At 73.8% G+C, this 13726-nt stretch carries 10 protein-coding genes and 1 pseudogene; 7 read left to right on the top strand and 4 right to left on the bottom strand.

What is annotated here, in order from left to right:
- Positions 1 to 19: 19 nt before the first annotated feature.
- Positions 20 to 793, bottom strand: coding sequence for a hypothetical protein (locus ACLJTM_RS04000; RefSeq protein ID WP_411101910.1), 774 nt, complete (start codon positions 791 to 793; stop codon positions 20 to 22).
- 389 nt (positions 794 to 1182) lie between these two features.
- Between ACLJTM_RS04000 and ACLJTM_RS03995 the strand changes: the two genes are divergently transcribed.
- Genes ACLJTM_RS03995 through ACLJTM_RS03975 form a run of 5 tightly spaced genes read left to right on the top strand, consistent with a single transcriptional unit; the run spans position 1183 to position 6973 of the window.
- Positions 1183 to 4137, top strand: coding sequence for a nitrate- and nitrite sensing domain-containing protein (locus tag ACLJTM_RS03995; RefSeq protein WP_411101909.1), 2955 nt, complete (start codon positions 1183 to 1185; stop codon positions 4135 to 4137).
- Positions 4134 to 4607 (top strand): roadblock/LC7 domain-containing protein, encoded by a 474-nt coding sequence (locus ACLJTM_RS03990; protein ID WP_411101908.1) that lies wholly within the window; start codon positions 4134 to 4136, stop codon positions 4605 to 4607. The genes ACLJTM_RS03995 and ACLJTM_RS03990 overlap by 4 nt, the downstream gene beginning before the upstream one ends.
- Positions 4604 to 4993, top strand: a complete 390-nt coding sequence (locus ACLJTM_RS03985) for a DUF742 domain-containing protein (protein WP_411101907.1) — start codon at positions 4604 to 4606, stop codon at positions 4991 to 4993. Before ACLJTM_RS03990 ends, ACLJTM_RS03985 begins: the two co-directional genes overlap by 4 nt.
- Positions 4974 to 5612, top strand: coding sequence for a GTP-binding protein (locus ACLJTM_RS03980; protein ID WP_411101906.1), 639 nt, complete (start codon positions 4974 to 4976; stop codon positions 5610 to 5612). The genes ACLJTM_RS03985 and ACLJTM_RS03980 overlap by 20 nt, the downstream gene beginning before the upstream one ends.
- 20 nt (positions 5613 to 5632) lie before the next feature.
- On the top strand, positions 5633 to 6973 hold the full coding sequence (locus tag ACLJTM_RS03975; protein ID WP_411101905.1) for a styrene monooxygenase/indole monooxygenase family protein: 1341 nt from the start codon (positions 5633 to 5635) through the stop codon (positions 6971 to 6973).
- A gap of 167 nt (positions 6974 to 7140) precedes the next feature.
- Here ACLJTM_RS03975 and ACLJTM_RS03970 read toward each other — a convergent pair.
- From ACLJTM_RS03970 to ACLJTM_RS03960, 3 genes and pseudogenes are all read right to left on the bottom strand, one after another.
- Positions 7141 to 7755: pseudogene (locus ACLJTM_RS03970) on the bottom strand (C40 family peptidase); the annotation flags it as partial.
- 2120 nt (positions 7756 to 9875) lie between these two features.
- Positions 9876 to 10280: an SHOCT domain-containing protein gene (locus ACLJTM_RS03965; protein WP_411101904.1), complete on the bottom strand. Its 405-nt coding sequence runs from the start codon at positions 10278 to 10280 to the stop codon at positions 9876 to 9878.
- On the bottom strand, positions 10280 to 10687 hold the full coding sequence (locus tag ACLJTM_RS03960) for a DUF6325 family protein (protein ID WP_411101903.1): 408 nt from the start codon (positions 10685 to 10687) through the stop codon (positions 10280 to 10282). The genes ACLJTM_RS03965 and ACLJTM_RS03960 overlap by 1 nt, the downstream gene beginning before the upstream one ends.
- Before the next feature lie 121 nt (positions 10688 to 10808).
- Between ACLJTM_RS03960 and ACLJTM_RS03955 the strand changes: the two genes are divergently transcribed.
- Both ACLJTM_RS03955 and ACLJTM_RS03950 read left to right on the top strand, forming a co-directional pair.
- Positions 10809 to 12173, top strand: a complete 1365-nt coding sequence (locus tag ACLJTM_RS03955; protein WP_411101902.1) for an FtsW/RodA/SpoVE family cell cycle protein — start codon at positions 10809 to 10811, stop codon at positions 12171 to 12173.
- Positions 12170 to 13630, top strand: coding sequence for a penicillin-binding transpeptidase domain-containing protein (locus ACLJTM_RS03950; RefSeq protein ID WP_411101901.1), 1461 nt, complete (start codon positions 12170 to 12172; stop codon positions 13628 to 13630). The genes ACLJTM_RS03955 and ACLJTM_RS03950 overlap by 4 nt, the downstream gene beginning before the upstream one ends.
- The last annotated feature ends 96 nt before the right edge of the window (positions 13631 to 13726 follow it).

Here is a 13726-nt window from a genome sequence, read left to right as displayed (position 1 = left end):
CGTGCGCCTCCGGCCGGCTTCAGAGCTCCGCGTACACCGCCGAGGCGTCGTCGTGCCGCTTGTGCCGGGCCGGCGGACGCGCCGGGTCGGACTCCACCGCACGGACCCGCCCGATCAGCCCCCGCGCCCCCTCCGCCCGGAGCACCCCCAGGCATGCGGCCCAGTCGCCCTCACCGAAGGTGTCCGTCCACCGGCTCGCCCCGTCGGTGAGCGCCGCCACCGCCCGCACCTGCCCGCGCGGGGTCCGCCCGGCCACGGCCCGCGCCGCCACCGCCGGATCCGCCGCGGCGGTGAAGAAGCCGCCCTCCGCGTTGCGCAGCGCATCCGTCGCCGCCACCGAGCGCAGCACCTCCCGCGGGACCCGGTCCAAGCGGTCGTCCAGCACCGCCGTCACCGCGCCCCCGGGCTCTTCCAGGAGCAGGACCGAGTCCGAGAGCACGAGGTGCTCCACCCAGGCCTCGTCCCAGCGCACCACCACCACCGTCGCCTGAGGGGTCCGGACGTGAGAAAGGTCACAGCTGTCCCGGTGGGCTCCGGCCGTGGCGCGGACCGCCTCCGCCAGGACCGCGGTCAGCGGCATGTCCCGCCGCGACCCCGACAGTTCGGCCAGCCGGCCCCCGAGGCGGGCCGCGAACCACGGCACGCCGTGCACGCAGCCGTCACCGCCGCGCGGCGGAGTGACCCCGTCCAACACCACCAGGACACCGCCGCCGCAGGCAGGCAGAGCGGCCGACACCCAATCCTCGTTGGGGCGTTCCGGGTCACCGGGAGCGGAGGCGAGGTCGATGCGCATACCGGCATTCTGCCCCCGCGGGCCCGGCCCCGCCCGGAAAGGTCCGGACCGCGGCACACGGCCCGGAACGGACCCCGCACACCCCGCGCACGCGGCCCCCGCGGCCCCCGGAGGCCGAACGTGGCCGAGCATCCTGCCAAAGGCCGCATCGATCTTTCAACCGCCTGTCCACGGAGCCGCCCTGGCACGGGGTGTCCGAGTTGGATGCCAACTCATCCGTGATGTTCACTCGTTCGAGTGGCCGGGTGGGTGATGTGCGGCTCTGTCCCCATCACGCTGCAAAGGTCTGAGGCGGTACGAGGGGCGGGGCACGTTTACTTGTTGACCGGCCGTTACCTCGGCCACCCGAGTAGACGAGCACGAGCACACGTACAGGATTGCGAGCACCGGTGCAGAAGAAGCGGTCTCGGAAGAACGGCACCGCCACGGACGGCCCGGCCCCCGCAGGACGCCGCGTCCGCGTGCGCCGCAGGCTGGTCGTCGGCGTGGCTGTCGCCGGCCTCACCGTCCTCGCGGCCGGCGCCCCCGCCGTCGTCAGCGCCTCGACGGACCTCAACGACTCCCAACGCCTGGTCACCCTCGCGGAACAGACCCGGCAGACTCTCACCCTCGCCCACCTCCTCGGCGACGAACGCGACGCGGTCATCGAGTACGCCGCCAAGGGCCGGCCCGCCTCCGCCAAGGCCTCCGTCCAGGAACGCACCACGCGTACCGACCGGCAGCTCGAAGAGGTCCGCGCCGAAGCCGACGAGGAACTGGCCCGAGCCCTCGGCCGCGTCCAGGCCGTCCGCACCGAAGCCGTCGACGGCAAGGGCAGCGCCCTCGCCGCCCACCAGGCGTACGCCGGGGTCATCGCGGAACTCCTCGCCCCCGGCGACCGGCTCACCGAACTGACCCCGCCGCGCGCCGAAGCCGCACTCGCCACCGTCCGCCCGCTGGCCCCGCTCGGCCAGGCCGTGGAACAGGCCTCGGCCACCCGCGGACTGCTGCTGGCCGCCCTGGCCGTCCCCCGCGGCGAACAGCCGCCCAACGCGGCCGTCGTGGACGAACTCACCACCGCCGCCCAGCGCGCCCGGGTACGGGAGCAGGCCGCCCTGGAGGACTTCGCGCGGGTCGCCCGCCCCGACGTCCGCCAGACGCTGGCCGCCACCGTCACCGGACCCGAGGTCAAAGCGGCCGACGACCACCTCAAGCGGTTCACCGAGCGCCCCACCCTGTCCACGGCCGACCGCCGCACCGACGGGTCCACCCTCGCCCCCGCGCTCACCGCCCGCATAGACCGGATGCGGTCCGTGGAGTCCACCCTCGCCGGACAGCGGGCCACCGCCCTCGCCGGCCTGCGCGACGACGACGTGACCCGCCTGGAGACCCTCGTCGCCCTGCTGGGCCTGCTGTTCCTGGTCGCCGTCGGCGTGTCCACCGCCGTGGCCCGCTCGCTGACCCGCCCGCTGTCGGTCCTGCGACGCGGAGCGGAGCGGCTCGCGACGCCGGAGGGCTCCGTGGAACCGGTGCGCTTCACCGGCCGCAACGACGAGTTCGCCGAAGTCGTCCGCCACCTCAACGCGGTGCGCGACCAGACGGTGTCCCTGCACACCCGGATCGCCGGCCTCGACGCCGACCGCCGCCGCATCATCGGCCGCAGCGAGGCCCTCACCTCCAGCCGCGAGGTGCTGGAGGAAGAGCTGTCGAAGCTCCGGGCGGGTCTGGAGGAACACCGCCGGATCATGTCGACGACCTCCGTCTCGCTCTCCCTGCGGACCCTGGGCCTCGTCGAGCGCCAGCTCGCCGTCATCGAGGAACTCGAGTCCAAGGAACAGGACCCGGACCGGCTGGCGACCCTGTTCAAGCTGGACCACCTGGCCACCGTGATGCGCCGCCACAACGAGAACCTGCTGGTCCTCGCCGGGCAGGAACACGGCCACGGCCAGGGCCTCCCGGTCCCCCTGGTCGACGTCATGCGGGCCGCCGTCAGCGAGATCGAACGCTACGAGCGCGTCGACCTCGCGGCCCTGCCCTCGTACACCCAGATCGCCGGCCACGCCGCGGACGACATCTCGCACGTGCTCGCCGAACTCCTGGAGAACGCGACGACCTTCTCCCCGCCCGAGGTCAAGGTCAAGGTCTCCGGGTGGCTCCTCGACTCCGGCGACGCGGTGCTGTCCGTCGTGGACGAGGGCATCGGGATCACCGAGGACCGGCTGGCGGTGCTGAACGCCCGGCTGGCCACCCCCGAGGCCTACGACGAGGAGACCGAGGCCGAACACGGCCTGGGCCTCGGCCTGTACGTGGCCGGGCGCCTCGCGGCCCGGCACGGGGTCACCGCGGAACTGCGCACCCCGCGGCACGGCGGCACCGAGGCCCTGGTCGTCGTACCGGCGGCCCTGCTCCCCACCACCCCGCACGCGTCCCCGGTCCACGCCCTGGCCACGCCGGGCGCCTCCGCCCTGCGCCTGCCGGGCGTGATCGCCGAGGCCAACGAGAACACCCTGCCGCACCGGCAGCGCGGCCCCGGCGCGGCGGACCCGACGGAGCCGGGCCTCCCCGTACAGGAACGGCAGCCGGAGCCGGAGCCGGAGCCGGAGTCCCCGTCCGGGCCGGAGCCGGTGGCCGGGCGGGGGACCGCAGCCACGCCGGAGCCGGTGGCCGAGTCAGTGGCCGAGTCGGTGGTCGAGGCCGCGCCGGTGGTCGAGGTCGCGCCGGTGGTCGAGGTCGCGCCCGCCCCCGAGCCCGCCGCGGCCGAGGAACTGCTGGCCCGGGTCGTCCCGGACACCGCCGCCGCCTTCACCGACCCGGACGACCCGCTGCCACCCGCCGAGCAGGTCTTCACCGTCCCGGCCCCCGAGGCCCCCGCGGCTCCGGCGGCCCCCGCGGCCCCCGCGTCGCCCCGGCCCGAGACCGCCCCCGAGGCCGCGGAGCCGGACCCGCACCGCCACACCGCCGACGAGGGCAACTGGCTGCCCCGCCAAGGCAGCCACCCCGCGCACCACGCCGAAGCCGCCCCGGCCGAGGACTCCCTCACGGACAAGGGCCTGCCCAAGCGGACCCCGCGCTCCGTGGCCACCGGCCGCGACGGCGCAGCCGACGGCGACGCCCGGCCCGAACCCCCGCGCAAGGTCGACGCCGAGGAACTGCGGCGGCGCCTCGGCGGGTTCTACCAGGGCGCCCAGGACGGCCGGCGCGTGGTCGCCGCCGAACTCGCCCAGGACCAGGGCCAGGACCAGGACCACGACCAGGACCGCGACCAGGACCAGGGCCACGACCAGGACCGCGACCACGACCAGGACCGCGACCAGGACCAGGGGCACACCGACCGGGGGGACACCGCACAGGAGGCACGCACATGACCGCGCCCAGTACGTACGGACTGAGCACCCAGGCCCGCAACCTGCAGTGGCTGCTGACCGACCTGGTCGAGGAGGTGCCCGGCGTCAACTCCGTCGCCGTCGTCTCCTCGGACGGACTCCTGCTGCTCTCCTCCGCACCAGGACCCGAGACCCCGCAGGACCGTCCCAAGGGCCCGCGCGGCGCCTCCGCCGACCTCGCCACCATCGTCTCCGGCCTCGGCAGCCTCACCACCGGCGCCGCCGCACTGATGGACGGCGGATCCGTCAAACAGACCATGGTCGCGATGGAGCACGGCTCCGTCTTCGTCATGGCCATCAGCGACGGCTCGCTCCTCGGCGTACACGCCACCCCCGACTGCGACATGAGCGTCGTCGCCTACCACATGGCCCTTTTCGTCGGCCGCGCCGGCCACGTCCTGACCCCCGAAGTCCGCAGCGAGCTGCGCCAGTCGATGGAGAACACCCCGTGAGGAGTCCGGCCTCCGACCGGCTGCCGATACGCGGCGCCGACCGCCGCCCCGCCCGAGTCCGCCCCTACTCCCTCACCGGAGGCCGCACCCGCTTCACGCAGGTGCTGCTGGTCGAGACCTTCGTCGCGGCCCTGGACCCCAAGGCGTCCGAGCCGCAGAAGCCCGACCGCATGCCCGAGATGCCCGCCATCGTGGAGATCTGCCGCCGGATGCGCACGATCGCCGAGATCGCCGCGCTGCTGAAGCTGCCGCTCGGCGTGGTCCGCGTACTCGTCAGCGACCTCGCCGACCAGGGAAGGATCCGCGTCTACGGGACGGGCCACGCCACCGGCCGCCCCGAACGCGCGCTGCTCGAAAGGGTGCTCAGTGGCCTCCGCCGTCTCTGACCCGACCGCGGCGCCCGCCGCCCCCGGCCCGGACGACGAGGCCGCCCAGCCCTGGCAGTACGACCGCTCCCGCGCACCCGTGGCCGTCAAGGTCCTGGTCGCCGGCGGCTTCGGCGTGGGCAAGACCACCTTCGTCTCCTCGATATCCGAGATCACGCCGCTGCGCACCGAGGCGGTGATGACCCAGGCCAGCGCCCCCACCGACGACCTGACCGGCACCCCGGACAAGCACACCACCACCGTCGCCATGGACTTCGGCCGCATCACCCTCGACGACGACCTCGTCCTCTACGTCTACGGAACCCCCGGCCAGGAGCGCTTCTGGTTCATGTGGGACGACCTCGTCCGCGGAGCCGTCGGCGGGATCGTGCTGGCCGACACCCGCCGGCTGCGCGACTGCTTCCCGGCACTGGACTACTTCGAGAGCTGCGGGCTGCCCTACGCCGTCGCCGTCAACCACTTCGAGGGCTCGCGCTCCTACGAGCCCGAAGACGTACGCGAAGCGCTCACCGTACCGCCCGGCGTACCCGTCGTGATCATGGATGCACGGGACCGCCGCACCGTCGTGGAAAGCCTGCTCACCCTGGTGGGGCACGCCCTCGACGCCACCCCCGCATAGACCCGAATCGAGAGTGTGAGATGCGCAGGATACTCGTCGTGGGAGCCGGCCAGTCCGGCCTCCAGCTCGCCCTCGGCCTCCAGTCGAAGGGGTACGAGGTCACCCTCATGTCCAACCGGACCGCGGACGAGATCCGCACCGGGCGGGTCATGTCCACGCAAGTCATGTTCGACACCGCGCTGCAGCACGAGCGGGACCTCCGGATCAACTTCTGGGAGCAGCAGGCCCCCCGCATCGAAGGCCTCGGCGTCTCCGTCGCCGCCCCCGACGGGGGCCGCGCCATCGACTGGCTCGGCCACCTCAAGGGCTACGCGCAATCCGTCGACCAGCGGGTCAAAATGGCCGGCTGGCTCGACGCCTTCGTACAGCGCGGCGGCCAACTCGTCATCCACGGAGCCTCCGTCGCCGACCTCGACTACTTCTCCCGCACCCACGACCTGACCCTGGTCGCCGCGGGCAAGGGCGAGCTGGTGTCGATGTTCGGCCGCGACGCGGCCCGATCCCCCTACGACGCCCCGCAGCGCGCCCTCGCCGTCTCCTACGTGCACGGCCTCGGCCCGCGCCCGGAGCACCCGGACACCGAAGCCGTCCGCTGCAACCTCGTACCCGGCGTCGGCGAACTCTTCGTCATGCCCACCCTCACCACCTCCGGGCGCGCGGACATCCTGTTCTGGGAAGGCATCCCCGGCGGCCCGCTGGACGCCTTCGCCGGCGTCAAGGACCCGGGCGAGCGCCTGGCGCTCACCCTGGAGCTGATGGAGAGGTTCACGCCCTGGGAGTACGCGCGCGCCACCAAGGTCGAACTCACCGACACAGGAGCCACCCTGGCCGGCCGCTACGCCCCGGTGGTCCGCAACCCCGTCGGCCGCCTCCCGGGCGGGGGAGCCGTGCTCGGCGTCGCCGACGTGGTCGTCGCCAACGACCCCATCACCGGGCAGGGCTCGAACTCGGCTTCCAAGTGCGCGGCCTCCTACCTCTCGTCGATCCTCCTGCACGGCGACAAGCCGTTCGACGAGGCCTGGATGAAGGCGACCTTCGACAAGTTCTGGTTCACCACCGGCAAGCCCGTGACCCAGTGGACGAACGCGATGCTCGGCGTACCGCCGGAACACGTGCTCAACCTCATCGGCGCGGCCGGCCAGCTCCAGCCCGTCGCCGACCGGTTCGCCAACGGCTTCGACAACCCGGCCGACTTCGACGCCTACTTCTACGACCCCGAGGACGCGGCGGACTACCTGGCGGAAGTCGCCGCCACCGCCTCACCGTCGGCCACCCCCGCCGCCGCCCCCGCGGAAGCCCCTGCCGATGCCTCGGCCGGTCTCTCCTCCGGGGCCTCCTCCGGGGCCTCCTCGGACGAGTAGCCCGCATCGTCCCCCGCCGCCGCACCCTCGGGCAGCGGCGGGGGCGTGAAACGGTCCAGCGGAGCCCCGTCCGGATCCGGCCGCACCGCGCCCAGCAGCGGATTGGCCGCGATCGGCGACACCTTCACCCGCGCCCCCGGACGCGGCGCCTGGATCACCTTGCCGTCACCGATGTACAGGCCCACATGGGTCGCCTTCGGGAAGTAAACCACCAGGTCACCGGGGCGCAGCTGGTTCAGCGCCACCTTCGGCAACTGCGCCCACTGCTCCTGGCTCGTCCGCGGGATGACCCGGCCGGCCCGGGCCCAGGCCTGCGAGGTGAGCCCCGAGCAGTCGAAGGCCGCCGGCCCCTCCGCACCCCACAGGTACGGCTTCCCGATCTGCGCCGCCGCGTACGTCAGCGCCGTACCCCCGGCCGCCGTGGGCGTACGGACCGCCGCCGAACCGGGACTCCCCAACCGCCCCGAAGCCACCAGCGCGCGCTGGGCGACCGCGGTGTCCTCCGCCTCCCTTTCACCCAGCCGGGCCAACTCTGCGGGAGTCAGCGCCGCCAGCGTCCGCTCCACCTCCCGCAGCCGGGCCGCCACCTCCGCCTGGTGCTGCTTGCGCTGCGCCGCCAGCCTCTGCTCCGCGTCCAGGGCCTTGCGGGCCCGCTCCGCCAACGCCCCGGCCTCCCGCTCACCCCGCGCGAGCCGCCGCAGCACCCCGGCCCGCCGCGCACTCTCGCGGGCGAGCAGCCGCCGCTGGTCGAGCACCGCCTGCGGATCCCCGGCCAGCACCATCCGGGCGTACGGGGACAGGCCCCGCGAGCCCTGGTACTGCTCCCGGGCCAGCATCCCGGCAGCCGCCTTCTCCGCGCCGAGGGCAGTACGCGCCCTGCCGAGCGCAGCGGCCAGCCGCCGCTCCTCGCCCTGCCGGGCACCCAACGCGACCTCGGTGGCGTTGTACGCCTCGGTCGCCTCCTCGGCCTTCTGGTACAGCCCCTGCAACCGGCTGAGCAGCGCCCCGACCGACTCCCCGGGCCCGGCCGGCTCCGCGTGGACGACGGGTACGGGCCCGGCCGTGACGAGCGCGGGCACGAGGACAGCGGCGATGCAGACGGCACGAAGCGGCCGACGTGACATGGGGTCACCTCCGGCGCCGATGCTGCCACGCCCGGTATGACAAATCCCCCACCCGAGCCGGCCAGCCCCCACAACTCCCCTGTTTGGGGGGTGGTCAGGGGGGCTTCGGGGGGGGGGCGGGGCCGGCTTGGCCGGGCGGGGGCTTCGGGGGGCTCTGTGGCGGCGGGGCGGGATCAGGGAAGCGTGGGGGTTTCCCGTCAGTCCCAGGGTCCTTCCGGGTCGGGCCGTCCCCTCAAGGGCGCTCCTTCGTCGCGTCGCTACGCGATGGCCTGCGGCCACCCTTGACCGGCCGTCCCGCCCCGGAAAGACAAGGACTGTCGGGAACCCCCCAAAAGGACGCTCACCGGGGACCGGTCCAGGGACAGGGCGGCCAGCGATGGGCGGGAGGTCGGGGGGCCGCATCAGACCATGCCCCCTGCGGCTCGGCATAGCGTCTGCACCCCGCCTGTGGCCGTACATAGGCCGCAACAGATCGCTACACACTGCCACTCGGCTCAGCGGCTGCGAGCCGTCTGGGGCTGGGCATAGGCCGCCCACCATCCGGTGCCCAACGGCGCTCGGCTCAGCGTCCGCCGGTTGTCTGTGGCTGGGCATAGGCCGTCCACCATCCGGTGCCCTCCGGCGCCCGGTTTGGCGTCCGCCGGTTGGCTGCGGCTGGGCATAGGCCGTCCACCATCCGGTGCCCTCCGGCGCCCGGTCTAGCGTCCGCCGGTCGTCTGGGGCTGGGCATGGGCCGCAGGCTGCCCGCTGCCCTCTGCTGCTCGGCTTGGCGGCTGCCACCTGGTCTGTGGCTGGGGCACGGGCCGCCGTAGGCGGGGTGTGGGGTCCCCGCCGCGGGCGTCTGCGAGCCGTTCGGGAGTGGGCACGGGCCGACCGCGGCCCGGGGGAGCCACCTCCCGTCGGTTTGTCCCTTTTGGGCGCCGGTCTGGGCGTGGGTGACGTCTTGCCGGAGTGTGACAGCGAGGGAAGTGGCTTCTGACTCCGTCAGAGCGCCTTCCGCCCCCGATGCGGCCCTTCGGGCGCCTGGTTGCGTCCCAAGGCCTTCTCCCGTACCGGCCGATGGCCGTTCGCGGCGCCTAGGGTCGCCGGAAGGCGGCCTGTACACCTCCACATCGACCCGCTCGGCGCCCACTGCCCGCAACCACCCCCGACGGGCCCCAGAAGGACCCGGCCTATGCCCAGCCCCAGACGACCAATGGCCGCCAAACCGGGCGCCGGAGGGCAGTGGACGGTGGGCGGCCTATGCCCAGCCCCAGGCGACCGATGGCCGCCAAGCCGGGCGCCGGAGGGCACCGAACTCTGGGCGGCTTATGCCCAACCTCAGACGACCGGCAGTCGCCAAACCGAGCGCCGGAGGGCAGTGGACGGTGGGCGGCCTATGCCCAGCCCCAGGCGGGTGGCAGTCGCCGAGCCGAGTGGCAGGGGGCACCGGGGAGCTTGCGGCCTATGTACGGCCACAGACGGGCGGCGGCCGCTATGCCGAGCCGTAGGGGTCATGGTCTGATGCGTCCCCCGACCTCCCGCCCATCGCTGGCCGGCCCGAATGTTGGCCTGTCCCCGGTGAGCGTCCTTTTGGGGGGTTCCCGACAGTCCTTGTCTTTCCGGGGCGGGACGGCCGGTCAAGGGTGGCCGAAGGCCATCGCGTAGCGACGCGACGAAGGAGCGCCCTTGAGGGGACGGCCCGACCCGGAAGGACCCTGGGACTGACGGGAAACCCCCACGCTTCCCTGATCCCGCTCCACCGCCACAGAGCCCCCACCGACACCGCCCCGCCCCCCTCAACCCCCCAGCAGCCGGGCCTTGGCTCTGCTGAATTCCTCCGGGGTGAGGAAGCCTTCGCGGGTCAGGTCGGCCAGTTGGGTCAGTTGGGCCGTCAGGTGCGTTCCCCGGGCGGGGTCGGGTTCGGGCTCCCGGGGTTTACCCGCGCCGCCCGGACGGCCCTGCTCCTCCGGAACCTCCGGAACCTCCGGAACCTCCGGAACCTCCGGAACCTCCGGTCCCTCCCCGTCCTCCGGCCCCTCCCGGCCCGCTTCGCCCGGTCCGGGTGGGGCCGCTGGTGCGGTGTCCCGGGTCGCCTGCGCTGCGCCGGCTTCCGCGGCGCGTGCCAGCAGTCCGCGGAGGAGGGGGCGGCCCGGGGCGCGGTCCGCCGGGGTGACCGTCGGGGCCACCGGTCGGATGAACATCAGGCCGCCCCCGCCCGGGGGCCCGCCGCCACCCGGTCCGGCGGGATGCGGACCGACCCGACGATGCGGCCGCCGGCCGCCCGGACGGCGGTTGCCGCGTCCTGCGCCCACACGTGCTCGACCAGCAGCAGCAGCGCGCAGTTCCCGCGCTCCAGCAGGCCCGCCGCCTCCTGGACGTCCTCCGGTCCGATCAGCCGGGCCGCCTCGCGGCCCGACAGCAGGCCCCGCAGCTCCTCGTACTCGTCGAACTCCGCCGCGAGCACGTCCCCCGAGGCGGTCCTGGTGGCGACCAGGCCGTCGATCAGCCGGACCACCCCGGTCTTGCGCAGTCCCATCACGGCCTCGACCGCCGGGACCCTCAGCTGCTCTTCCGGGAAGGCGAGGACGATGAATTCCACAGGTCCCACGTGCCTCGGCTCCTCGCTCCCGGCGGCGACCGCGGTCGCTGCTCCTGACCGTTTCTGACGACTCTTCGGCACACTATGACATAAACGGACATAGCATCCCTCTGCTTGCTACGTTTCGCGTATGACCGCTCTGACGGCAAAGGTGGCGGAGCCCGCGCCCCCGCCCCCCGGCGCCCGCGCCCCCAAGCGCCGCGGGGTCGAGCTGACGCTCCTCGCCGGGGCCGTCCTGGTCTCCGTACTCGGCCACCTGTACGTCGGCCTCGCCACCACCGGCCACCTCCCGCGCCTGTCCTCCCGGTACGCGGGCGGTCTCGCCGCCGCCGCGCTGCTCGCGCACCTCGCCGTCCGCTTCAGGGCTCCGTACGCCGATCCGGTGGTGCTGCCGATCGCCGTGCTGCTCAATGGCCTCGGGCTCGTCCTCATCCAGCGCCTGGACGTGACCACCCCCGGCCACCTCACCGCCGGGGACCAACTCCGCTGGTCCGTGCTGGGGGTGGCGCTGTTCGTGCTGGTCGTCGTGCTGCTGCGCGACCACCGGGCGCTGCAGCGGTACGCCTACCTGTCGGTGGCCGCCGCCCTGGTCCTCATGCTCGTCCCGGTGTTCTTCCCGGCGGTCAACGGCGCCCACATCTGGATCCGGTTCGCCGGACTGTCGTTCCAGCCGGGTGAGTTCGCCAAGATCCTGCTGGCGGTGTTCTTCGCCTCGTACCTGGCTGCGAACCGCACCGCCCTGGCGCTGACCGGCCGGCGGCTGTTCTGGAAGCTGCGGCTGCTGCCCGGGCGCGTGCTCGGGCCGATCCTGGCGATCTGGCTGCTCAGTGTCGGGGTGCTCGTCCTGGAACGGGACCTCGGCACCTCGCTGCTGTTCTTCGGGCTCTTCGTGATCATGCTGTTCACGGCCACCGGGAGGATCGGCTGGATCGCGATCGGCCTGGTGCTGGCCGCGCTGGGCGCGTACGCCGTGGGGACCTTCGAGCCGCACGTGCACAGCCGGGTGGACGACTGGCTGAATCCTTTCGCCTCCATCGACCGCGGCGAAGGCCCCGGCCAGCTCGCCCAGTCCCTCTTCGCGTTCGGCGCCGGCGGCCTCCTCGGCGCGGGCCTGGGCCACGGGCAGTCCTTCCTGATCGGTTTCGCCGCCAAGTCGGACTTCGTCCTGGCCACCGCGGGCGAGGAGCTCGGGCTGGTCGGCCTGACCGCGATCCTGCTGCTCTACGGGCTCCTCGTGGCCCGCGGTTTCCGGGCCGGGCTCGCGCTGCGCGACCCCTTCGGCCGGCTGCTCGCCACCGGCCTCGCCTCGATCGTCGCGCTCCAGGTCTTCGTCATCGCCGGGGGCGTGACCGGCCTGATCCCGCTGACCGGCATGGCGATGCCCTTCCTGGCGCAGGGCGGCTCTTCCGTCGTCACCAACTGGATCATCGTCGCGCTGCTGGTACGGCTGAGTGACAGCGCCCGCAGGCCCGAGCCGCAGGAGGCCGCCGCGTGATCCGCTACATCCGCTGGTGCGCGTACTTCTGCGCGCTGCTGCTCGTCGCCCTGTTGGTGAACATCGCCCGGGTGCAGGTCTGGGAGTCCGCCGCCTACGGGGCCAACCCGTCCAACAAGCGGCCCGCGATCGAGCGGTACGCGGAGCCGCGCGGGGACATCCTGGTCGACGGCCGCCCCGTCACCGGCTCCCGCGACAGCGGTCAGCTGCTGCGGTACGAGCGGACGTACCGGAACGGGCCGCTCTACGCGCCGGTCACCGGCTTCGCCTCGCAGACGTACGGGACGAGCTTCGTCGAACGCGCCGAGGACGCGGTCCTGTCGGGCACGGACCCGGGGCTCTCCGCCTTCCCGCTCTGGTACGAGCTGGCGCGCGGCCGTCCCGGCGGCGGGAACGTCGCCACCACCGTCCGGGCCGCACTCCAGGAGGCCGCGTACCGGGGGCTCGCGGGCAAGCGCGGGGCGGTGGCCGCGGTCGAGCCGGCGACCGGCAGGATCCTCGCGCTGGTCAGCAGCCCCTCCTACGATCCCTCGGTGCTCTCGGGTACGGGCGCGGGCCCCAAGGGGGCGTGGGCGCGGCTGAACGCCGACCCGGCGAAGCCGATGCTGAACCGGGCGCTGCGCGAGACGTACCCGCCGGGGTCCACCTTCAAGATCGTGACGGCTGCGGCGGCCCTGGACGCGGGGGTGGTCACCGATGTGGACGCCCCGACGCAGACCCCCGATCCGTATCCGCTGCCGGGCACCAGCACACTGCTGCCGAACGCGGCCACGGGGTGTGAGGACGCCTCGATGGCGGAGGCGGTGCAGTGGTCCTGCAACACGGTGATGGCGAAGATCGGTGTGCAGGTCGGGCTGCGGGGGATGGTGGAGGCGGCGCAGCGGTTCGGGTTCAACGACGGGGGGCTGCGGGTGCCCTCGTGGGTGTCGCGGTCGAACTTCGACACGGACATGAGCCGCGACCAGCTCGCCCTCTCGGCGATCGGGCAGTTCAACACGAAGGCGACGCCGCTGCAGATGGCGATGGTGGCGGCGGCGGTGGCCGACGGCGGCGAGGTGAAGACGCCCTACCTGGTGGAGCGCACCACGCAGGACGACGGGGACCCGGTGCGCCGCGCCGACCAGCGCACCCTGGGCCGGGCCATGGACCCGGGTACGGCGCTGCGGCTGCAGGAGCTGATGGTGAAGGTGGTCGAGGACGGGACGGGCCGCAATGCCGCGATCCCCGGGGCGGTGGTGGGCGGCAAGACGGGTACCGCCCAGCACGGGGTGGGCAATGCGGGCACTCCGTACGCCTGGTTCATCTCCTGGGCGCGGGCGAAGGGGGCGGCGGTGCCCGCGGTGGCGGTCGCGGTGGTGGTGGAGGACGCCTCGGCGGTGCGGGGCGACATCAGCGGCAACGGCGCGGCGGCGCCGATCGCGCGTGCGGTGATGGAGGCGGCACTGGCGGAGCGCTGAAGGGGGCGGCGACCGCGGTGCGGGGTCGCCGGAACGGCCCGCCGGTGGCGGCCGGCAGGGCAGCGGCAGCGGTAGCGGCAGCAGGGCCGGCCCGCC

Source organism: Streptomyces sp. cmx-4-9 (genome assembly GCF_046548835.1).
Classification (GTDB): Bacteria; Actinomycetota; Actinomycetes; order Streptomycetales; family Streptomycetaceae; genus Streptomyces.
Note: the sequence above shows the minus strand (reverse complement) of the source record. Positions and strands in the feature narration are given on the sequence as shown.